Genomic DNA, 20,511 nt, shown 5'->3' with positions numbered 1-20,511 from the left:
ATTGAATGAATTTTGCGAGTCGCTTTCCGAAAATGAGGTTGATCTTTATGCATACAGGGGTTACTGTATATCCATACAGTAACTACAGGGCTGGAATGAATATGTACACTTCAGGCTATGCAAATCGCTCAACTTCTCTCTCCTCTACCGCGGGCACTGTCGCGCAGAACACCGTTGGGGGTGCTTCGACGGGGCTTATTAGTGAAGTGGTTTACCGTGAAGACCAGCCTCTGTTGACCCAACTCCTGCTGCTTCCGTTATTACAGCAGCTTGGTCAGCAATCACGCTGGCAGCTCTGGCTGACGCCGCAGCAAAAACTGAGCCGCCAATGGGTGCAGTCTGCGGGCCTGCCGCTGGCAAAGGTTATGCAGATCAACCAGCTTTCTCCCTGCGATACCGTCGAATCGATGATTCGTGCGTTACGCACCGGAAATTACAGCGTGGTGATCGGGTGGTTACCGGAAGAATTGACGGAAGAGGAACATTTTCGTCTGACCGAAGCGGCTGAAGAAGGGAATGCGATCGGGTTTATCATGCGCCCGGTTCGTCCAGATTCTTATCGCAAAGGACAACTTTCTGGGCTAAAAATTCACTCAAATTTGTATCATTGAGTGAAATTAAGATTTTTCCTGGAATTTTTTTTGACCGCAGGATGCGGTTTTAGTTCCCGGCCTCAAAATTGCGGCAAGGCTTGTCTGGTGCGGTTCTCCTTAATTTTATTGCACAAAATTCGTTCTAAAAATGTTAAATAATAGGTATACGGAACTTTTTTTTTCATATGCCTGACAGACTTCACACTTGTAAGTTTTCAGCTACGTTGTAGACTTTACATCGCCAGGGGTGCTCGGCCTAAGCCGAAGATATCGGTAGATTTATATTTGACCACGCCCCCCGGTGAAGGATTTAACCGTGATTCTCTCTTGAGACCTTCATGGCGAATTTTGGATGATAACGAGGCGCAAAAAATGAAAAAGACAGCTATCGCGATTGCAGTGGCACTGGCTGGCTTCGCTACCGTAGCGCAGGCCGCTCCGAAAGATAATACCTGGTATGCAGGTGGTAAACTGGGCTGGTCTCAGTTCCATGACACTGGCTGGTACAACAGCAGCCTGAACAACGATGGCCCTACTCACGAGAGCCAGCTTGGTGCAGGTGCGTTCGGTGGCTATCAGGTTAACCCGTATGTTGGCTTTGAAATGGGTTACGACTGGTTAGGTCGTATGCCATACAAAGGCGACACCATCAATGGCGCTTTCAAAGCTCAGGGCGTTCAGCTGACCGCTAAACTGGGTTACCCAGTAACTGACGATCTGGACGTGTACACCCGTCTGGGCGGCATGGTATGGCGTGCAGACTCCAGCAACAACATCGCTGGCGACGACCATGACACTGGCGTTTCCCCAGTATTCGCTGGTGGCGTTGAGTGGGCTATGACCCGTGACATCGCTACCCGTCTGGAATACCAGTGGGTTAACAACATCGGTGACGGTGCTACCGTTGGCGTTCGTCCAGACAACGGCATGCTGAGCGTAGGTGTTTCCTACCGTTTCGGCCAGCAGGAAGATGCAGCACCAGTTGTTGCTCCAGCGCCGGCTCCAGCTCCAGAAGTACAGACCAAGCACTTCACTCTGAAGTCTGACGTTCTGTTCAACTTCAACAAAGCGACCCTGAAACCAGAAGGTCAGCAGGCACTGGATCAGCTGTACACCCAGCTGAGCAACCTGGATCCTAAAGACGGTTCTGTAGTGGTTCTGGGCTTCACCGACCGCATCGGTTCTGACGCTTACAACCAGAAACTGTCTGAGAAACGTGCTCAGTCTGTTGTTGATTACCTGATCTCTAAAGGTATCCCAGCTAACAAGATCTCCCCACGTGGTATGGGCGAATCTAACCCAGTTACTGGCAACACCTGTGACAACGTTAAAGCTCGCGCTGCACTGATCGACTGCCTGGCACCAGATCGTCGCGTAGAGATCGAAGTTAAAGGCGTTAAAGACGTTGTAACTCAGCCAGCGGCATAAGTTATCGTCTTATAAAAAAACCCCGCCATGCGGGGTTTTTTATTGTCTGAAGAAAACTAAAAGCTATTTTTTGCCCAACAACGCCTGAAGGTCGTTTTTCAGCGACGACATCTGGTTGGCGTATTTCTCTTTATGTTCGGCATCCTCAATCAGCTGCACGATGGTTTCCGACAGGGTCTTACCACGCCGTTGTGCCAGCCCGGCCAGACGCTGCCAGACCACGAACTCCAGATCGATGGATTTTTTCCGGGTATGCTGATGTTCAGCATTAAAATGCCGTTTACGTCGCGCGCGGATAGTTTGCTTCATCCGGTTTAACAACGCAGGATTAATGTGCTTCTCAATCCAGCCATTGACCTGTACCGGTTCATTTTCGAGGGTCAGCAAAATATCCACGGCTTCTTGCGCAGCGCTGGCTTCGATGTAGCAGGTGATCAGCTCCCCTTCACGGTGCTTTTTGACCAGGTACTTCCATTTCCAGCCGCTTTCGAGATTTTCCAGTTGTTGATATTTCATTGCGATCTCAGTGTTACCACGTAACTCTGTTCAGAATATCAGTTTTTTAGCAATCTGCTGAAAAGAAATCATATCCTGTGAGTGACTGCAGCCAATCCGCCTGCTGAAACACCAATCCTGCTTGGGTAGAGACCCCCGCTTACGGTATACTCCACGCTTTTACATCTGACTAAAAAACATCAACTTTGACCATTACGAAACTAGCATGGCGTGACCTTGTTCCGGATGCCGAGAGCTATCAGGAACTGTTTGCACAGCCCGATCTCGCAAAAGAACACGAATTCATCCTTAGCGATACGCAACCACGCTTACATTATGCGCTGGAGCAGACGTTAAGCCCGTGGGCGACATCGCCCTTCATGCTGCTGAAAGCCCCGGAAGAAGCGGAATATCTGTCGCTGCTTGGGGATGCCACGCGCCAGCTGCGGCCAGACACCACTGCGGTATTTGGCGGCCAGTATCGTATCGCGGGGCATAATATTACCTTCGGACCGGCGGACCAGGCCGACGGTCGTTTTGCTGCTAACGGCGAGGTAATTACCGCTAATTGGGTCGAGGCTGAACAGCTGTTTGGCTGTCTGCGCCAGTTTAACGGCGAGCTTTCCCTGCAGCCGGGGCTGGTCCATCGTGCAAACGGCGGCGTGCTCATTATCTCTCTGCGCACTTTGCTCTCGCAGCCGCTGCTGTGGATGCGTCTGAAAACCGTTGTGACCCAACAGCGCTTTGACTGGGTCGGTTACGACGAGTCTCGTCCTCTTCCTGTCTCCGTGCCGTCAATGCCGCTGTCGCTGACCGTCGTGCTGATGGGTGACCGCGAATCGCTGGCGGACTTCCAGGAGATGGAGCCGGAACTGGCCGAACAGGCAGTTTACAGCGAATACGAAGACAACATTCAGATTGCCGATGCGGACGACATGGCGCAGTGGTGTCAGTGGGTGATGGCCGTAGCGGAACGTTTTGCATTGCCAGCGCCTGCCGCCGATGCGTGGCCGGGTTTAATCCGCGAAGCTGTTCGCTATACCGGTGACCAGGAAACCTTGCCGCTCTGCCCGCTCTGGATCGGCAAGCAGCTGCGTGAAGTCGGTACGATCAGTGGTAACGGTGCGTTTACTGGTGAACAGTTCACGCAGATGCTGGCGCAGCGAGAGTGGCGCGAAGGCTATCTTGCTGACCGCATGCAGGATGAAATTCTGCTGGAACAAATTCTGGTCGAGACAGAAGGCGAACGCGTTGGGCAGATCAACGCCCTCTCGGTGATCGAGTTTCCTGGCCATCCGCGCGCGTTCGGTGAACCCTCGCGAATCAGCTGCGTTGTGCATATTGGCGACGGCGAGTTTACCGATATTGAACGCAAGGCCGAACTGGGCGGCAACATTCACGCCAAAGGCATGATGATCATGCAGGCATTTTTGATGTCTGAGCTGCAGCTTGAGCAGCAAATCCCCTTCTCCGCCTCGCTGACGTTTGAGCAGTCCTACAGCGAAGTGGATGGCGATAGTGCCTCAATGGCGGAGCTGTGCGCCTTAATCAGCGCCCTGGCAGACGTGCCGATCAACCAGAACATTGCTATTACCGGTTCGGTCGATCAATTTGGTCGTGCTCAGCCCGTTGGCGGTCTGAACGAAAAAATTGAAGGCTTCTTCTCTGTCTGTCAGCAGCGCGGTTTAAACGGCAAACAGGGTGTGATTATTCCGGCGCCTAACGTACGCCATCTCAGCCTGTGCCAGGATATTCTGGACGCGGTTGAACAGGAACAATTCGCCATCTGGGCCATCGAAGGGATTGAGGATGCACTACCCTTACTGACAAACCTGGTTTGGGATGGCGAAGGTCAGACAACTTTGATGCAGACTATCCAGGAGCGCATTGCTCAGGCGACGCAGCAGGATGCTCGCCATCGTTATCCATGGCCGTTACGCTGGCTGGGCTGGTTCAGTTCGAACTGATCGGACTTGTTCAGCGTACACGTGTTAGCTATCCTGCGTCCTTCACTAAAATAAGGCTTACTGAGAACATGGTAGATAAACGCGAATCCTATACAAAAGAAGATCTTCTTGCCTCTGGTCGCGGAGAACTGTTTGGCGCGAAAGGCCCACAGTTACCGGCCCCGAACATGCTGATGATGGACCGTGTCGTGAAAATGACCGAAACCGGCGGCAACTTCGATAAGGGTTACGTAGAAGCAGAACTCGATATCAACCCGGACCTGTGGTTCTTCGGTTGCCACTTTATTGGCGATCCGGTAATGCCTGGCTGCCTGGGCCTGGATGCCATGTGGCAGCTGGTTGGCTTCTATCTGGGCTGGCTGGGTGGTGAAGGTAAAGGCCGCGCGCTGGGCGTGGGCGAAGTGAAATTCACTGGTCAGGTTCTGCCTACGGCGAAGAAAGTCACCTATCGTATTCACTTCAAGCGCATCGTTAACCGTCGCCTGATTATGGGCCTGGCGGATGGCGAAGTGCTGGTAGATGGTCGTCTGATCTATACCGCGAACGACCTGAAAGTGGGTCTGTTCCAGGACACTTCCGCGTTCTGATATCGCTTTAAGCGACCCCGGAAAGGCGAAACCTCCGCAGTGCGGAGGTTTCTTTTTTTAAAGAGACGTTATCAGGCTATAAGTGCCCTGTCGCCGATGGCTTCTCGCCAGCCTCCAAGCCATTGTGACCTTTGATTTATCGTCTGATAAGGACACATTTCTTTCGAACGTCCAGCGATGCCGGCCTGATAACCACGTTGATGAGCCCGTTCCAGGCGATCTCGTTTCTGTCTCTTCATGCCTCGTTTCCCTCATTCTTTTGTCTGGTGGAAAGAAAACAGTGTCCGCGCCAGATGCGCAGGCACAGATAACGAATACCCCGAATTAGTCCCAGCGTCAATGTTCAAAATTCATACGGGTGTCATATTTGTGAGCTAGCTGGAAGATCATTTGTACAAAAATTGTGACCCGGCACAAGTAACAACCTGACGCAAAAACGAAAAAAAAACCGCAATCAGCACCAGGCCGATTGCGGTTTTTGACGATGAATTTTACTTATGGCAGCCGGGAAATTTCCCTGGCGATACTGGCTGACTCCTGCGCCCAACCCTGAGCCAGCACTTTCACCATTTCATCATAGCCATCCTTCTGCTGCTTCAGCTCCAGATGGAAAGGACGCTTAATCAGCTGTCCCTGATGATTCAACAGCCACTCGCCGCTGATGACAACCGCACCGTCATAACGGCCGTGGAAGCCCGTTACCGTGACGTTCAGCGTGTCCTGATCGCTTCCCAAAGGCTGGGAGGCAACAACCCAGCCCGGAAGCTGGCTGCCCAGATTCGCCACCAGCGTATTGCGTAACTGCTGGTCCAGCGGGCTGGCCCACAGGTTGTTGTTGGCGATAACGTACTGTACATCGCTGGTCTGATAGACCACCCCGTTGCCAGCCAGGTAATCCGGCACGGCGACCTGCTCAACCCACAGCAGACGGTTGCCCTGCGAGGCGGAACTTTGCGTAACCGCCTGCGTCACCAGAGGCAGCTGGTAGTAGCTTTTCGTTTCGCTCCCGGAGCTACAGGCCGTGAGTACCATCGCTCCTGCAATCGCTAGCCATTTTTTCATTGTTTCGCCCTCTTCGGCTCAGGATCCTTTTTATCTTTCGCTTCGAACACCAGCGCGTTGCTCTTCTCGTTGAGCGTTTTCAGAACCGGCTGCAGTTCACGCAAGACCTGATCGAGACGCTGCATATCTGCCACCATCTTGTTGTACGCCGCCGAGCCAGGCTGGAAGCCCTGCATACTGCGGTTCAGCTCGCGCAGCGTTTTCTGCATATCCTGCGGCAGCTGCTGCATACTCTGGTTTGCAGTAATCTTGTTGATGTTATCCAGCGTGGTCTGCAGGCGCTGCATTGTCGCCTGGCTTTGATGTAACGAACCTGTCGCCGCCTCAATCATTGGGTTCAGCGGCAGATTGTTAATTTTATCCAGCGTTTCCATGAGACGCTGCTGGATCTGGGCCAGACCGCTGCTTACCGTTGGGATGATCTTGTAACCACCAAATTCACGCACACCGGTAATCGGCGGCGCTTTTGGATAGAAGTCCATATCGACATACAGTGCGCCGGTCACCAGGTTACCGGTTTTCAGCGAGCCGCGCAGACCGCGATTCATCAGGTCGGTGATGTGCTCGCCGATATCCTGATTCTCACCAATCTGGTTGATCAGGCGCTCAGGCTCAATGCGGATCAGCACCGGAATACGATAATCATCATCAAGCATCTGCTTAAGGCCTGGAACAAAGTAAGGCACTTGTCCCACCGTCCCCAGACGAATACCGCGGAACTCAACGGGCGCCCCAGGCTGCAGGCCGCGAACAGAGTCCTTAAAGAACATCAGGTAGTCGATGTGATCGGTATAGAGTGCATCCTGAATGCTTTTTTGATCGTCGAACAGGCGGAAAGCGGTGTTCTCCGCAACCGGCTGTCCCAGGTCCAGACCTTCGGGTACGTCAAAACTCACGCCGCCGCCAAACAGTGTTGTCAGCGAGCCCATTTCTACACGCATGCCCGCCGAGGTCAGATCCACCGCGATGCCGCTGTCTTTCCAGAAGCGGACGTTGCTGGTAACCAGACGATCGTTAGGCGCATTGATGAACAGCTGATAGCTGATGGCTCTTTTCTGAGGATCGAAGGTGCTTTTCTCCACCGAACCCACGCGATAGCCGCGGAAAAGTACCGGGTCGCCTGCCGTGAGCTGTCCCGCTTTTTTACTGTCGAGGATCACGCGGATACCTTTTGCATCAGGCGGTGCGAGCGGCGGTGAATCCAGAAGCTGGTACTGCGCCGGCTGGCTGCCTTTTGCACCCGGCTGCAGTTCGATGTAGGCACCTGAGAGCAGCGTACCTAAGCCGCTGATCCCTTCACGTCCCACCTGCGGTTTAACCACCCAGAAAACAGAATCGCCGTGCAGGAGTTTTTCCATGCCGGCATTAAGACGCGCCTTAATCTCCACATGGGTTAAATCGTCGGTCAGGGTTGCGCTTTCCACCACGCCCACATCCACGCTGCGGCTTTTGATGGTCGTTTTACCGCCCTCAATTCCTTCTGCATTGGTGGTAATCAGCGTCACTTCCGGTCCCTGATGGCTGTAGTGATAAAACAGGATCCATGCACCGATCAGCGCGGTCACGATGGGGAAAATCCACACCGGCGACCAGTTTTTGACCTTCTGCACTTTCGCCTCTCCACTCTTATTTTCCATGCTCTTACTCTTCCTCATGGCTTGATTCAGGCTCACGATCCCACGATAAACGAGGGTCGAAGGTCATGGCCGCAAACATGGTCATAATCACCACCAGTGCAAACATTAAAGCCCCCATCGCGGGATAAATACTCATCAAACCGCCCATCCGCACCAGCGCAGAGAGAACGGCAATCACAAACACGTCGATCATTGACCAACGACCGACAAATTCGACCACTTCGTAAATCAGATGCATGCGTTCGCTGTCGCGTTTTCCGTGGCCTTTTGCATCCCAACAGAGCCAGGCAATGGCGATCATTTTTAAAGTGGGCACCATGATACTGGCGATGAAAATCACGCCGGCGACAGGATAGGATCCTTCGCTCCACAGCAGTATGACCCCGGCGAGGATCGTCGAGGGCATTTTATCGCCGAGCAAATCGGTGATCATAATCGGCAGAATATTAGCGGGCAGATACAGCATGACGGACGTGACCAGCAGCGCCATCGTCCACTGCAGGCTATTTTTACGGCGAACATGGCCCTTCGTTTCGCAGCGCGGACAAACCTCAAGATCGGCGGGCAGCACGGCGGTACAGCACGGACAAGAACGGAGCCCCTGGCGGATACCCGGCACGCCGACCTTCACCGTCTGCGCGAGCGTCGGTGCCGGGGCGATATCGTCCCAGGCCCAGCGCCTGTCCACGCACTGGAAAGCACGCAGCTGCAGGACACAGTACAGACACCAGGGAATAAAGCTGCTGCCTATCCCCACGTCGCCGTACGCCATCAGCTTCACGAAACTGACCAGTATCCCTGCGAGAAAGATCTCGGCCATCCCCCAGCTTTTGAGCTGAAAAAGGATGCGCGCGAGCCGGATTTTCAGCGATGACGGCATCCTGACGCGGTTAACCAGCAGCAGGATGACGACCAGGCAAAACGCCGGGACTATCTGGACGAATAGCAGAAAAAAGGTGCCGAGGCTGGCGTAATCTTCCGAGAACATCACGCCCGGGATTTCAAGCAGATCCACCTGGCTTGTCATCCCGCCTACCTTCATATAGACGAAGGGGAAGAGATTGGAGAGCAGCAGCATGAACAGTGCTGCCAGCGCGTAAGCGGTGGGACGCTGCCGCGGCGCGTCCCACTCGGTTGTCAACGTCGCGCCACAGCGTGGACACTGGGCTTTATGTCCGTGACCAAGCTCTGGCAACGCCACGAGCATATCGCATTGCGAGCATAATATATGCCTGTCGGCATGGTGCTGGTCACACATATTTAATCCCTGTTATGCGCCGTTTTTCAGAGACTCAAGGTACTCCCAGCGCTCAAATGCTTCTTCCAGGGCTTTTTCAGCCGCGGACATTTCAGCCAGTACTTTCTGAGTATAGTCATGCGATTGGGTAAAGAATGAGGCATCAGCAACCTGCGCTTGCAGCTCCTCAAGCGCGGCCTCCAGCTCTTCAAGACGCTGAGGTAGCCCCTCCAGCTCGCGCTGCAGGTTATAGCTTAGTTTAGCCGAGGTTTTCTTGACAGTTTCTGCTTTTGTTACAGCAGGTTCAGAACTCGTTCTGGACTTCGACTGTTTCTGCGCCAGAGACTGCGACTGCTGCCCTTTTGCGTCGTGATAACCGCCCACGTACTGGCCAATTCGCCCTTCACCTTCGAAGATCCAGCACTCGGTCACGGTGTTATCCACGAACTGACGATCGTGGCTAACCAGCATCACGGTTCCCTGATACCCATCGATCAGCTCTTCGAGTAATTCCAGCGTTTCGACATCCAAATCGTTCGTCGGTTCATCGAGGATCAACAGATTGCTTGGCTTCAGGAACAGACGAGCCAGCAGAAGACGGTTACGTTCCCCGCCGGACAGCGCGCGTACCGGTGTCATGGCGCGTTTCGGGTGGAACAGGAAGTCCTGCAGGTAGCCCAGAACGTGACGCGGCTTGCCGTTTACCATCACTTCCTGTTTACCTTCGGCGAGGTTGTCCATCACCGTGCGGTCCGGATCCAGCTCCGCGCGGTGCTGGTCGAAGTAGGCCACTTCCAGCTTGGTGCCACAGTGAATGCGGCCGCTGTCGGCCTGCAGCTGGCCCAGCATCAGCTTCAGCAGCGTGGTTTTGCCGCAGCCGTTCGGGCCGATGAGCGCAATTTTGTCCCCGCGCTGAACCTGCGCGGAGAAATCTTTCACCAGCACCTTGCCGTCAACCTGGTAGTTAACGTTTTCCATTTCGAAGACAATCTTGCCGGAGCGGGATGCCTCTTCCACCTGCATTTTGGCGCTGCCCATGACTTCGCGGCGCTCGCTGCGCTCGCGACGCATCGCCTTCAGGGCACGCACGCGGCCTTCGTTACGGGTACGACGGGCTTTGATGCCCTGGCGGATCCAGACCTCCTCCTGCGCCAGCTTGCGGTCGAACTCGGCGTTCTGCAGCTCTTCCACGCGCAGGTTTTCTTCTTTCTCCAGCAGATAGGTGTCGTAATCGCCGGGATAGGTGACCAGCTTGCCGCGGTCGAGGTCGACAATGCGCGTCGCCATATTGCGAATAAACGAACGGTCGTGCGAGATGAAGATGATGGTGCCGCTGAAGGTTTTCAGGAAACCTTCCAGCCAGTCAATCGCTTCGATATCCAGGTGGTTGGTTGGTTCGTCCAGCAGCAGTACCTTAGGGCCGCTGACCAGCGCGCGCCCCAGCGCCGCTTTACGCAGCCAGCCGCCGGAGAGCGCCGACAGCTCCATGTCGGGTTCCAACCCGAGCTGCGCCAGCACCTCGTTAATGCGGTTTTCCAGCTGCCACAAACCGTGGTGATCGAGCATCTCCTGCACTTTCGCCAGTTCGTTGAGATTCTTGTCGCTCGGGTCGGTCATCACCAGATGCGAAATCTCGTGATAGCGCTTCAGGTACTCCGCCTGCTCGGAGATGCCTTCCGCCACGAAATCGTACACGCTGCCGGTCACATGACGCGGCGGATCCTGCTGGAGGCGGGAGACGATCAGATCCTGCTCGTATACGATGCGCCCGTCATCCAGCCCCTGCTCGCGGTTGAGGATTTTCATCAGCGTGGATTTACCCGCGCCGTTACGGCCCACCAGACAGACGCGCTCGTTATCTTCGATATGCAGTTCCGCATTATCGAGAAGCGGTGAGTCGCTGAAAGAGAGCCACGCGCCGTGCATACTAATTAATGACATTTATTTTTCCTTTCAGACCGCGGTAATCAACCAGCAGTTATGAATTTGACGGTTACGGGCGAAGTCCTGAGACAGCGTTTTTTGACTGATTTCTTGTGCTTTCAGTCCCAGGGCTGCGAGGCCGTCATGATCCATACGGAAGCCGCGTTTGTTGTTCGAGAACATAATGGTGCCGCCTTTGCGCAGCAGGCGCTTCAGGTCGGTCATCAGGCGCAGGTGATCGCGTTGAACGTCAAAGCTATCCTCCATGCGCTTGGAGTTAGAGAAGGTCGGCGGATCGATAAAGATCAGGTCGAACTGCTCGTCGGTATCGCGCAGCCAGCCCAGCACGTCGGCCTGCATCAGGCGATGCTGACGTCCGGTTAAGCCGTTCAGACGCAGGTTACGCTCGGCCCACTCCAGATAGGTGCGGGACATATCCACCGTGGTAGTGCTGCGCGCACCGCCGAGACCGGCATGCACGCTGGCGCTCCCGGTGTAGGAGAACAGGTTGAGGAAATCTTTGCCCTTGCTCATCTGGCCGAGCATACGGCGGGCGATGCGGTGGTCGAGGAACAGGCCGGTATCAAGATAGTCGGTCAGGTTCACCCACAGGCGAGCGTTGTATTCGCCCACTTCGATAAAGTCGCCCTTTTCGCCCATCTTCTGGTACTGGTTTTTACCCTTCTGACGCTCGCGGGTTTTCAGCACCAGCTTGTTCGGCGCAATCCCCAGCACGGCAATGGTGGCCGCAATGACGTCCAGCATGCGCTGGCGCGCTTTTTGCGCATCGATGGTTTTCGGCGGAGCATATTCCTGAATCACCACCCAGTCCGCATAGCGGTCAACCGCTACGTTGTACTCCGGCAGGTCGGCATCGTACAGGCGATAGCACTCGATCCCTTCCTGCTTCGCCCATTTTTCAAATTTCTTCAGGTTTTTGCGCAGGCGGTTGGCGTAATCCTCTGCCACGCCGGTTGGCTTGCTGTCCGCCGATTTCTCTGCCAGATGGTAGTTTTTCTGCACGCAGTCCAGCGGGCCGTTTTTCGCTTTAAACTGGCGATCGGCACGCAGCTGCAGGCAGCTCAGCAGCTCCGGCGAGGCGCTGAACAGAGACAGGTTCCAGCCGCCGAAGTAGTCCTTCATATTGCGGCCCAGCAGGCTGTGCAGGGCAATCAGCGCAGGCTCGCTGTCGAGACGCTCACCGTATGGCGGGTTGCTGATTACGGTCCCGTACGGGCCCTTCGGCAGCGGGTTGGTCAGGTTCGCTACGTCTTTCACCTCGAAGGTGACCAGCTCGCCGATACCGGCGCGACGGGCGTTGCTGCGCGCGCGTTCTATTACGCGCGGGTCGCTATCCGAACCGTAGAAGTGAGAGGTATACTCCGCCAGCCCCTTACGCGCGCGGGTCTGCGCGTCGTCTTTAACCTCTTTCCAGAGCGCTTCGTCGTGCTGCGCCCAGCCTTTGAAGCCCCAGTGGCCGCGGTGCAGCCCCGGCGCACGGTCGGTTGCCAGCATTGCAGCCTCAATCAGCAGCGTACCGGAGCCACACATTGGGTCGAGCAGCGGCGTGCCCGGCTGCCAGCCGGAGCGCATCACGATGGCGGCGGCCAGGGTTTCTTTGATCGGTGCCATACCGGTGCGATCGCGGTAGCCACGCAGGTGCAGACCCGCGCCGCTCAGATCGAGGGAGATGCTCGCCGTGTCGCCGTTCAGCCAGACGTTGATACGCAGGTCCGGGTTTTCGCGATCGACGTTCGGACGTTCCTTATTTTTACGCGTGAAGCAGTCCACAATGGCGTCTTTTACGCGCAGGGCGCCGTACTGGCTGTTGCGGATCTCGTCGTTCACGCCGTTGAAATGCACCGCGAAGGTGGCGTTAGGCGTGAAGATCTCTGTCCAGTCGATCATCTGTACGCCGGTGTAGAGATCCAGGTCGCTATAGACCTTGCATTCTTTCATCGGCAGCATAATGCGCGACGCCAGACGGCTCCACATCAGGCTCTGGTAAATAAGCCGCGTGTCGCCCTCAAAATGGACACCACCCTGAACCACCTGGCACTCTTGCGCGCCCAGGCTTTCCAGTTCAGTTTTTAACAGCTCTTCCAGCCCACGGGCCGTACTGGCAAACAGATAATTCATATCGTCACTTTTACTCTTAGAAAATTGTCGCGCATTATAGCTAATATGGCGTGTATGTCATAAAGTTGAAGGCTTATTTTCATTCGAGGGAGTGTGCAGTGGCGACGTTATCCAGGCTTTTTATTCATCCGGTGAAATCCATGCGCGGCATCGGCGTCACTCACGCGCTGGCAGACATGAGCGGGTTCGCCTTCGATCGTATTTTTATGGTCACCGAGCCTGACGGTACGTTTATCACCGCACGCCAGTTCCCTCAGATGGTTCGTTTTACCCCTTCCCCGCTTCACGACGGTTTGCACCTTACCGCGCCGGACGGTTCGAGCGCGGTGATTCGCTTTGCGGATTTTGCGGCTGTCGACGCGCCAACGGAAGTATGGGGCAACCATTTTACCGCGCGCATCGCGCCGGATGAAATTAACCGCTGGCTGAGCGGCTTCTTCTCCCGCGACGTGCAGCTGCGGTGGGTTGGGCCGGAACTGACGCGTCGCGTAAAGCGCCACGACGCCGTTCCCCTCTCCTTCGCGGATGGCTTCCCGTTCCTGCTCACCAACGAAGCGTCTCTGCGTGATTTACAGAATCGCTGTAAAGCCAGCGTACAGATGGAACAGTTCCGCCCGAATCTGGTCGTGACCGGAGCGGACGCCTGGGATGAAGACACCTGGAAAGTCATCCGCATTGGCAGCGTCATCTTTGATGTCGTCAAACCCTGCAGCCGCTGCATTTTCACCACGGTAAGCCCTGAGAAAGGCCAAAAACATCCATCCGGCGAGCCGCTGAAAACGCTGCAATCGTTCCGTACCGCGAAGGACATCGGCGATGTCGATTTCGGCCAGAACCTGATCCCGCGATCCAGCGGCGCAATCCGCGTAGGCGATGAGGTTGAAATTCTCGCCCGCGGGCCGGCGCGAGTGTACGGCTCAGGCCAGGAAGAAGAAATGGTCGAGGTTGAGACGAATGTCGCCACTGCGGTAGATATTCACTGGCAGGGCAAGGTTATTCGTGGCAACAATCAGCAGGTTTTACTGGAGCAGCTGGAGCAAGCCGGTATTCGCGTACCGTATTCCTGCCGCGCGGGAATTTGCGGATGCTGCCGCATCAAGCTGCTGGAGGGAGAAGTGAGTGCGCTGAAAAAATCTGCAATTAGAAATGACGGCACAATCCTGTGCTGTAGCTGCGTACCGAAAACGTCGGTACAACTGGAAGCTTAAACCGCTTGTTCGAGGCTGAAGGCATCGACGCGCAGCTGTGGTTTCAACCTGTCATTCATGACTTTGATCGCATCACCTAACTGCATTACGCGCCCGGCAATCGTCACGCCGGGCTGCGCCAGCAGACAGAGTGCGGCGTTTTCGCCCGGTTCAACCACTAACAAACTCACCTCTTCGGCGGTATCGCTCAGGTTAACGCTGGCCGCATCGCCCGTTGCTGGCGTCCAGTCCATGCCGTGAGGCAGGAAATGCCAGCTTTTCGGCATTTGCGGTTTCAGGAAACGGATAGCCACCAGCGCATTTAATACCAGTTCGGCACGCTGCTCTTTAGAGAGCATCAGGTCGCGGCATTTTTCTTCAAAGGAGAAATAAAGCGCCGCATCGTCAACGCAAAAGCCCGATGGAGAAAACGCGTCCGGGGTTAACATTCGGCGGGCAAAACGAGAACGAAACAACATGCCATTGGCTAAATCGAGCATCATACGGTCATGCTCATCGCAAAAATACCAGCGCCAGTTATCGTCAGGTTTAATTCGCATGTGTCTCTCCCGTCCCCAAACGTCCTGTACTAAAAATGTCCTGTTCGCCGCTTCGTTTATAACACTAGTAATAAAAGACGATAATGTCTAAATAAGCAACAGTGACGGAATATAAAACAACCAGGGCTGGAAATAAAGCCCTGGTTGTCTGATTAAGAAAAAAGATTAGATATGCGTAACGATTTCTTTAATCAAAGGCGGGCCTTTAAAAATAAAGCCGGAATAGATTTGCACCAGTGACGCACCGGCCGCCATCTTCTCGCGCGCAGCAATCACCGAGTCGATACCGCCGACGCCAATAATCGGTAAACGGCCTTTTAATTCCGCAGACAGCGCGCGAATAATTTCGGTGCTTTTTAATTGTACCGGACGGCCACTTAACCCACCCGCTTCGTCACAGTTTTTCATTCCCTGAACGAGCGAACGATCGAGCGTGGTATTCGTTGCAATCACCCCGTCAATATTATGGCGAACCAAACTGTCGGCAACCTGGATCAATTCTTCGACAGAAAGATCCGGCGCGATCTTCACCGCGACCGGAACATATTTATGGTGGATCGCCTGGAGTTCATTTTGTTTATTTTTAATGGCACTCAGAAGATCGTCCAGCGCTTCGCCATATTGTAAGGAGCGCAGCCCCGGGGTATTGGGTGAGGAAATATTCACCGCGATATACCCGGCATAGGCGTAGACTTTTTCCATACAAATCAGGTAGTCATCTTTACCCTGCTCAACCGGCGTATCTTTATTCTTGCCAATATTGATGCCTAACACCCCATCAAAATGGGCTTTCTTCACGTTCTCTACCAGATGATCAACGCCGAGGTTATTAAAGCCCATGCGGTTGATCAACCCTTCGGCTTCGACCAGGCGGAACAGGCGCGGCTTGTCATTTCCCGGCTGCGGGCGCGGCGTGACGGTACCAATTTCGATGGAGCCAAAGCCCATCGCGCCCAGGGCATCAATGCACTCGCCATTTTTGTCCAGACCGGCCGCCAGACCCAGCGGATTTTTAAAGGTCAGCCCCATGCACTGCACAGGCTTTTCCGGCACGTTTTGACGCACCAGGGCCGCCAGAGGCGTTCCTGTAATACGACGTAATTGCTGGAATGTAAATTCATGAGCGCGCTCGGGGTCGAGCTGGAAAAGGGCTTTACGAACGAAGGGGTAGTACATGAACTCTCCTGGATTCCCGGTGTGCAAACCGGGAGGGGATTATGGGCGATCCCGTCACGAAAGGGAATTGACCTGCGGCAAAAAAATCGGCGTAAAACGCAATCGTTTACCTCCCACTCTCTTTCTTATGCAGTTTTTCGCAGTTTAATTGCGGATAAATCATTTAGTGGAATAACCGCGCGGTGTCACACTCCTGAAAATTGTTATGAATGTTAGACAAAAGCAAACAATTAGTTATAAGGAGGAAGTATGCGCGTCATTACCCTGGCCGGAAGTCCACGATTCCCTTCGCGTTCCAGCGCCCTGCTGGAATATGCCCGCGACAAGCTCAATGCCCTGGACGTGGAAGTGTGCCACTGGAATCTGCATAACTTCGAACCTGAAGATTTGCTGTATGCCCGCTTCGACAGCCCCGCGCTGAAAACCCTCACTGAGCAGCTCAAGGAAGCGGACGGCCTCATCGTTGCGACCCCGATTTATAAAGCCTCTTTTTCGGGCGCGCTGAAAACGCTGCTCGATCTTCTCCCCGAGCGCGCACTGGACGGCAAAGTGGTTCTGCCGCTGGCAACGGGCGGCACGGTGGCCCATTTACTGGCGGTGGATTACGCCCTGAAGCCGGTGCTGAACGCCCTGAAGGCGCAGGAGATCCTTCACGGCGTTTTCGCGGATGATTCGCAGGTCATTGACTACCAGCATAAGCCGCACTTCACGCCGAATCTGCAAACGCGCCTTGATGCCTCGCTGGAAACTTTCTGGCACGCGCTGCATCGCCGGGATATCCAGGTTCCTTCTTTTAATCCGCCGCAGGGAGTCGCACATGTTTAAAACCTTAATCCGCCTCGGACTGGCTGGCCTGATGGCGTTTACCGCGCTGGCACATGCCGCAGAAACCGCACCGGACAGTTTACGGATTGGCTACCAAAAAGGCAGCGTCAGTATGGTGCTGGCAAAAAGCCACCAGCTGCTGGAAAAACGCTTCCCGGACACCAAATTCTCATGGGTGGAGTTCCCGGCAGGGCCGCAGATGCTTGAAGCCCTGAACGTCGGCAGTATCGATCTGGGCAGTACGGGCGACATCCCGCCTATTTTCGCTCAGGCTGCCGGGGCAGACCTGGTATACGTCGGTGTAGAACCCGCTAAGCCGAAAGCCGAAGTCATCCTGGTACCTGAAAACAGTGACATTAAAAGCGTCTCCGACCTTAAAGGGCGCAAGGTCGCTTTCCAGAAAGGTTCAAGTTCGCACAACCTGCTGCTGCGCGCCTTACAGGAAGCCGGGCTCAAGTTCACCGACATTCAGCCCGTTTACCTGACGCCCGCTGACGCGCGCGCCGCGTTCCAGCAGAAGAACGTTGATGCCTGGGCTATCTGGGATCCTTACTACTCCGCGGCATTACTGCAGGGTGGCGTACGGGTGCTGAAAGACGGTACCACGCTGAAGCAAACCGGTTCGTTCTACCTCGCCTCACGCCCTTACGCCGAAAAAAACGGCGCGTTTATTCAGGGCGTACTGGATACCTTTACGCAGGCAGATGCCCTGACCCAGAGCCAGCGTCAGGCGAGCATCGCCCTGCTGGCAAAAACTATGGGCTTACCTGAGCCGGTGATCGCGAGCTACCTCAGTCACCGTCCGCCCACCACCATTGCGCCTGTCGACGCGCACGTCGCCGCGCTTCAGCAACAGACTGCTGACCTCTTCTATCAAAACCGCCTGGTACCAAAACAGGTCGATATTCGCGAACGCATCTGGCAGCCCGCTGGCAAAGAAGGAGCTAAATCATGAGTCTGAATCTTTTCTGGTTTTTACCCACCCACGGTGATGGACACTATCTTGGTACAGAAGAGGGCTCGCGCCCGGTTGACCATGGCTATCTTCAGCAGATTGCCCAGGCGGCGGACCGAATCGGTTTTACCGGCGTGCTGATCCCGACCGGACGCTCGTGCGAGGATGCCTGGCTGGTGGCCGCGTCGATGATCCCGGTCACCCAGCGCCTTAAATTCCTGGTTGCATTGCGTCCGAGCGTCGTTTCACCCACCGTGGCGGCGCGTCAGGCAGCAACGCTTGACAGGCTCTCCAACGGCCGCGCTCTGTTTAACCTGGTGACGGGCAGCGATCCGCAGGAGCTGGCGGGTGACGGCGTGTTCCTCGACCATACCGAGCGCTATGAAGCCTCCGCCGAATTTACCCGCGTCTGGCGACGCCTGCTGGAAGGCGAAACCGTCACCTTTGAAGGTAAGCATATTCACGTTCGCGACGCAAAGCTCTACTTCCCGCCGGTGCAGCAGCCGCGCCCTCCGCTCTATTTTGGCGGATCGTCGGATGTGGCCCAGGATCTGGCCGCCGAGCAGGTCGATCTCTATCTGACCTGGGGCGAGCCGCCCGAGCTGGTGAAAGAGAAAATTGCCCAGGTCCGCGCCAAAGCCGCCGCCCATGGCCGCAAGGTGCGCTTCGGGATTCGTCTGCACGTGATTGTGCGCGAAACCAATGAAGAAGCCTGGCAGGCGGCAGACCGTCTGATCTCCCATCTGGACGATGAGACCATTGCGAAGGCGCAGGCTGCGTTTGCCAAAACCGACTCCGTCGGGCAGCACCGCATGGCCTCTCTGCACAACGGCAAGCGCGAGAACCTGGAAATCAGCCCGAACCTGTGGGCGGGCGTGGGTCTGGTACGCGGCGGCGCGGGCACGGCGCTGGTCGGCGACGGGCCAACCGTGGCTGCACGTATTAATGAATACGCTGACCTGGGCATCGACAGCTTTATTCTCTCCGGCTATCCGCACCTGGAAGAGGCCTACAGGGTGGGCGAGCTGTTATTCCCGCATCTGGATGTCGCCGTTCCGGAAATTCCTCAGCCGCAGCGGCTCCAGCTTCAGGGCGAAGCCGTGGCGAACGAATTCATTCCCCGTAAAGCCGCACAGAGCTAAGGAGTGACCATGTCTGCCACCTCACAAAAATGGCTGCTGCGCGCCGCGCCGTGGTTTTTACCCGTCGGCATTGTGGCGCTCTGGCAGCTCGCATCGTCTACCGGCTGGCTGTCGAGCCGCATTTTGCCCTCTCCGGAGGGCGTTATCGAAGCGTTCTGGTCGCTGAGCGTCAGCGGAGAGCTGTGGCAACATCTGGCGATCAGCTCCTGGCGCGCGGTGATTGGGTTTTCCATCGGCGGCAGCATCGGTCTGGTGCTGGGTCTGATCAGCGGCCTTTCACGCTGGGGGGAAAGGCTGCTGGATACCTCCATCCAGATGCTGCGCAACGTGCCGCATCTGGCGCTGATCCCGCTGGTCATTTTGTGGTTTGGGATCGATGAGAGCGCCAAAATCTTCCTCGTGGCGCTGGGCACGCTGTTCCCGATATACATCAACACCTGGCACGGCATCCGCAATATCGATCGCGGTCTGGTGGAGATGGCGCGCAGCTACGGCTTATCGGGTTTTTCCCTCTTTGCTCACGTGATTCTGCCGGGCGCCCTGCCCTCCATTATGGTCGGGGTGCGCTTTGCGCTCGGCCTGATGTGGCTGACGCTGATAGTGGCGGAAACCATCTCAGCCAACTCCGGTATTGGCTACCTGGCGATGAACGCCCGCGAATTCCTGCAAACGGACGTGGTGGTGGTCGCCATCATTCTGTATGCACTGCTCGGCAAACTCGCCGACGTCAGCGCACAGTGGCTGGAGCGCAGCTGGCTGCGCTGGAACCCGGCCTATACCCTTCAGGAGGCGAAAGCATGAATACCGCACGACTAAATCAGGGCACGCCGCTGCTGCTGAACGGCGTAACCAAACGCTACGGCGAAAACACCATCCTTAACGGGCTGGATCTGCACATTCCCGCCGGCCAGTTTGTGGCTGTAGTCGGGCGCAGCGGCGGCGGAAAAAGCACACTCCTGCGTCTTTTAGCCGGGCTGGAAGCCCCCAACGGAGGAGAGATTCTGGCAGGAACCACGCCGCTGGCCAATATTCAGGACGATACGCGCATGATGTTTCAGGATGCGCGCCTTCTGCCGTGGAAAACGGTGATTGATAACGTCGGGCTGGGGCTCAAAGGCAACTGGCGGGATGAGGCCCGTCAGGCGCTGGCCGCCGTCGGGCTGGAAAACCGTGCAGGTGAATGGCCTGCGGCGTTGTCGGGCGGCCAGAAGCAGCGCGTGGCGCTGGCGCGAGCGTTGATTCACCGTCCCGGCCTGCTGCTGCTTGATGAGCCGCTCGGCGCTCTTGATGCCCTGACGCGGATAGAAATGCAGGATCTTATTGAATCCCTCTGGCAGGCGCACGGCTTTACGGTACTGCTGGTGACGCATGACGTCAGCGAAGCCGTGGCGATGGCGGACCGGGTATTGCTTATAGAAGACGGGAAAATCGGTTTGGATCTGACGGTGGACATCCCGCGCCCTCGTCGCGTGGGCTCGGCGAGACTGGCGGAGCTGGAAGCCGAAGTGCTGGATCGGGTGATGAAACGTGGGGAAGCGGAGATTCAGCGGATAAAGGCCAATGCCTGATGCCCTCACCCCGGCCCTCTCCCACAGGGA

19 protein-coding genes are annotated in these 20,511 nt (G+C 55.8%); 10 read left to right on the top strand and 9 right to left on the bottom strand.

Annotated features, from left to right (window positions below; translation table 11 throughout):
• Positions 1–101: 101 nt before the first annotated feature.
• Positions 102–611 (top strand): SOS-induced cell division inhibitor SulA, encoded by a 510-nt coding sequence (sulA, locus tag IM303_RS00765; protein ID WP_028012602.1) that lies wholly within the window; start codon positions 102–104, stop codon positions 609–611.
• A 354-nt stretch (positions 612–965) separates the two neighbouring features.
• The gene (gene ompA / locus IM303_RS00760; protein ID WP_108780329.1) at positions 966–2,021 is read left to right on the top strand and encodes a porin OmpA; all 1,056 of its coding nucleotides are present in this window, start codon (positions 966–968) and stop codon (positions 2,019–2,021) included.
• Between the two features lie 63 nt (positions 2,022–2,084).
• Here ompA and matP read toward each other — a convergent pair whose 3' ends face one another.
• A complete protein-coding gene (gene matP / locus IM303_RS00755; RefSeq protein WP_023332611.1) occupies positions 2,085–2,537 on the bottom strand; it encodes a macrodomain Ter protein MatP in 453 nt (150 codons plus the stop codon).
• A gap of 185 nt (positions 2,538–2,722) precedes the next feature.
• Here matP and IM303_RS00750 point away from each other — a divergent pair, with 185 nt between their 5' ends.
• Together IM303_RS00750 and fabA are read left to right on the top strand one after the other, a co-directional pair.
• Complete coding sequence (locus tag IM303_RS00750) at positions 2,723–4,483, top strand: Lon protease family protein (protein ID WP_048999388.1); 1,761 nt, start codon at positions 2,723–2,725, stop codon at positions 4,481–4,483.
• Between the two features lie 68 nt (positions 4,484–4,551).
• Positions 4,552–5,070, top strand: a complete 519-nt coding sequence (fabA, locus tag IM303_RS00745; protein WP_000227926.1) for a bifunctional 3-hydroxydecanoyl-ACP dehydratase/trans-2-decenoyl-ACP isomerase — start codon at positions 4,552–4,554, stop codon at positions 5,068–5,070.
• A gap of 71 nt (positions 5,071–5,141) precedes the next feature.
• On the opposite strand, the gene rmf is transcribed toward fabA, so the two are convergent.
• The 6 genes from rmf to rlmKL all read right to left on the bottom strand — a co-directional run bounded on the left by rmf (position 5,142) and on the right by rlmKL (position 13,068).
• Positions 5,142–5,309 (bottom strand): ribosome modulation factor, encoded by a 168-nt coding sequence (gene rmf / locus IM303_RS00740; protein ID WP_013097261.1) that lies wholly within the window; start codon positions 5,307–5,309, stop codon positions 5,142–5,144.
• A 256-nt stretch (positions 5,310–5,565) separates the two neighbouring features.
• Positions 5,566–6,132, bottom strand: a complete 567-nt coding sequence (gene pqiC, locus IM303_RS00735; protein ID WP_028012599.1) for a membrane integrity-associated transporter subunit PqiC — start codon at positions 6,130–6,132, stop codon at positions 5,566–5,568.
• Positions 6,129–7,769 carry an intermembrane transport protein PqiB gene (gene pqiB, locus IM303_RS00730; RefSeq protein WP_193359494.1) on the bottom strand — a complete coding sequence of 547 codons (1,641 nt, stop codon included), beginning with the start codon at positions 7,767–7,769 and terminating at the stop codon, positions 6,129–6,131. The genes pqiC and pqiB overlap by 4 nt, the downstream gene beginning before the upstream one ends.
• Positions 7,770–7,773: 4 nt before the next feature.
• The gene (gene pqiA / locus IM303_RS00725; protein ID WP_028012597.1) at positions 7,774–9,027 is read right to left on the bottom strand and encodes a membrane integrity-associated transporter subunit PqiA; all 1,254 of its coding nucleotides are present in this window, start codon (positions 9,025–9,027) and stop codon (positions 7,774–7,776) included.
• 12 nt (positions 9,028–9,039) lie between these two features.
• On the bottom strand, positions 9,040–10,947 hold the full coding sequence (locus tag IM303_RS00720) for an ABC transporter ATP-binding protein (RefSeq protein ID WP_028012596.1): 1,908 nt from the start codon (positions 10,945–10,947) through the stop codon (positions 9,040–9,042).
• 12 nt (positions 10,948–10,959) lie between these two features.
• Complete coding sequence (gene rlmKL / locus IM303_RS00715; RefSeq protein ID WP_048999386.1) at positions 10,960–13,068, bottom strand: bifunctional 23S rRNA (guanine(2069)-N(7))-methyltransferase RlmK/23S rRNA (guanine(2445)-N(2))-methyltransferase RlmL; 2,109 nt, start codon at positions 13,066–13,068, stop codon at positions 10,960–10,962.
• 98 nt (positions 13,069–13,166) lie between these two features.
• Between rlmKL and IM303_RS00710 the strand changes: the two genes are divergently transcribed.
• Positions 13,167–14,276 carry a YcbX family protein gene (locus IM303_RS00710; protein ID WP_048999385.1) on the top strand — a complete coding sequence of 370 codons (1,110 nt, stop codon included), beginning with the start codon at positions 13,167–13,169 and terminating at the stop codon, positions 14,274–14,276.
• On the opposite strand, the gene zapC is transcribed toward IM303_RS00710, so the two are convergent.
• A complete protein-coding gene (zapC, locus tag IM303_RS00705; protein WP_028012593.1) occupies positions 14,273–14,815 on the bottom strand; it encodes a cell division protein ZapC in 543 nt (180 codons plus the stop codon). The genes IM303_RS00710 and zapC overlap by 4 nt on opposite strands.
• A gap of 165 nt (positions 14,816–14,980) precedes the next feature.
• Positions 14,981–15,991: a quinone-dependent dihydroorotate dehydrogenase gene (gene pyrD / locus IM303_RS00700; RefSeq protein ID WP_045261711.1), complete on the bottom strand. Its 1,011-nt coding sequence runs from the start codon at positions 15,989–15,991 to the stop codon at positions 14,981–14,983.
• A gap of 249 nt (positions 15,992–16,240) precedes the next feature.
• Between pyrD and ssuE the strand changes: the two genes are divergently transcribed.
• From ssuE to ssuB, 5 genes are read left to right on the top strand one after another with little or no spacing between them, the layout of a single operon-like run.
• Positions 16,241–16,816 (top strand): NADPH-dependent FMN reductase, encoded by a 576-nt coding sequence (gene ssuE, locus IM303_RS00695; RefSeq protein WP_028012591.1) that lies wholly within the window; start codon positions 16,241–16,243, stop codon positions 16,814–16,816.
• Positions 16,809–17,771, top strand: coding sequence for a sulfonate ABC transporter substrate-binding protein (locus IM303_RS00690; protein WP_048999384.1), 963 nt, complete (start codon positions 16,809–16,811; stop codon positions 17,769–17,771). Before ssuE ends, IM303_RS00690 begins: the two co-directional genes overlap by 8 nt.
• Positions 17,768–18,913, top strand: coding sequence for an FMNH2-dependent alkanesulfonate monooxygenase (gene ssuD, locus IM303_RS00685; protein ID WP_028012589.1), 1,146 nt, complete (start codon positions 17,768–17,770; stop codon positions 18,911–18,913). The genes IM303_RS00690 and ssuD overlap by 4 nt, the downstream gene beginning before the upstream one ends.
• Positions 18,914–18,922: 9 nt before the next feature.
• Positions 18,923–19,714 (top strand): aliphatic sulfonate ABC transporter permease SsuC, encoded by a 792-nt coding sequence (ssuC, locus tag IM303_RS00680; RefSeq protein WP_047368223.1) that lies wholly within the window; start codon positions 18,923–18,925, stop codon positions 19,712–19,714.
• The gene (gene ssuB / locus IM303_RS00675; protein ID WP_048999383.1) at positions 19,711–20,481 is read left to right on the top strand and encodes an aliphatic sulfonates ABC transporter ATP-binding protein; all 771 of its coding nucleotides are present in this window, start codon (positions 19,711–19,713) and stop codon (positions 20,479–20,481) included. Before ssuC ends, ssuB begins: the two co-directional genes overlap by 4 nt.
• Positions 20,482–20,511 lie beyond the last annotated feature (30 nt).

The sequence above is a fragment of the Enterobacter cloacae complex sp. P38RS genome (assembly GCF_014930775.1).
Classification (GTDB): domain Bacteria; phylum Pseudomonadota; class Gammaproteobacteria; order Enterobacterales; family Enterobacteriaceae; genus Enterobacter; species Enterobacter bugandensis.
This window is presented reverse-complemented; position numbering and strand designations above follow the sequence as displayed.

Coding starts and splice junctions, on each gene's coding strand:
- ssuB (WP_048999383.1), top strand. CDS start 19,711: ATGAATACCGCACGACTAAATCAGGGCACGCCGCTGCTGCTGAACGGC.
- zapC (WP_028012593.1), bottom strand. CDS start 14,815: ATGCGAATTAAACCTGACGATAACTGGCGCTGGTATTTTTGCGATGAG.
- pqiA (WP_028012597.1), bottom strand. CDS start 9,027: ATGTGTGACCAGCACCATGCCGACAGGCATATATTATGCTCGCAATGC.
- sulA (WP_028012602.1), top strand. CDS start 102: ATGTACACTTCAGGCTATGCAAATCGCTCAACTTCTCTCTCCTCTACC.
- IM303_RS00690 (WP_048999384.1), top strand. CDS start 16,809: ATGTTTAAAACCTTAATCCGCCTCGGACTGGCTGGCCTGATGGCGTTT.
- IM303_RS00720 (WP_028012596.1), bottom strand. CDS start 10,947: ATGTCATTAATTAGTATGCACGGCGCGTGGCTCTCTTTCAGCGACTCA.
- rmf (WP_013097261.1), bottom strand. CDS start 5,309: ATGAAGAGACAGAAACGAGATCGCCTGGAACGGGCTCATCAACGTGGT.
- rlmKL (WP_048999386.1), bottom strand. CDS start 13,068: ATGAATTATCTGTTTGCCAGTACGGCCCGTGGGCTGGAAGAGCTGTTA.
- pyrD (WP_045261711.1), bottom strand. CDS start 15,991: ATGTACTACCCCTTCGTTCGTAAAGCCCTTTTCCAGCTCGACCCCGAG.
- pqiB (WP_193359494.1), bottom strand. CDS start 7,769: ATGGAAAATAAGAGTGGAGAGGCGAAAGTGCAGAAGGTCAAAAACTGG.
- ssuE (WP_028012591.1), top strand. CDS start 16,241: ATGCGCGTCATTACCCTGGCCGGAAGTCCACGATTCCCTTCGCGTTCC.
- fabA (WP_000227926.1), top strand. CDS start 4,552: ATGGTAGATAAACGCGAATCCTATACAAAAGAAGATCTTCTTGCCTCT.
- pqiC (WP_028012599.1), bottom strand. CDS start 6,132: ATGAAAAAATGGCTAGCGATTGCAGGAGCGATGGTACTCACGGCCTGT.
- ompA (WP_108780329.1), top strand. CDS start 966: ATGAAAAAGACAGCTATCGCGATTGCAGTGGCACTGGCTGGCTTCGCT.
- ssuC (WP_047368223.1), top strand. CDS start 18,923: ATGTCTGCCACCTCACAAAAATGGCTGCTGCGCGCCGCGCCGTGGTTT.
- ssuD (WP_028012589.1), top strand. CDS start 17,768: ATGAGTCTGAATCTTTTCTGGTTTTTACCCACCCACGGTGATGGACAC.
- matP (WP_023332611.1), bottom strand. CDS start 2,537: ATGAAATATCAACAACTGGAAAATCTCGAAAGCGGCTGGAAATGGAAG.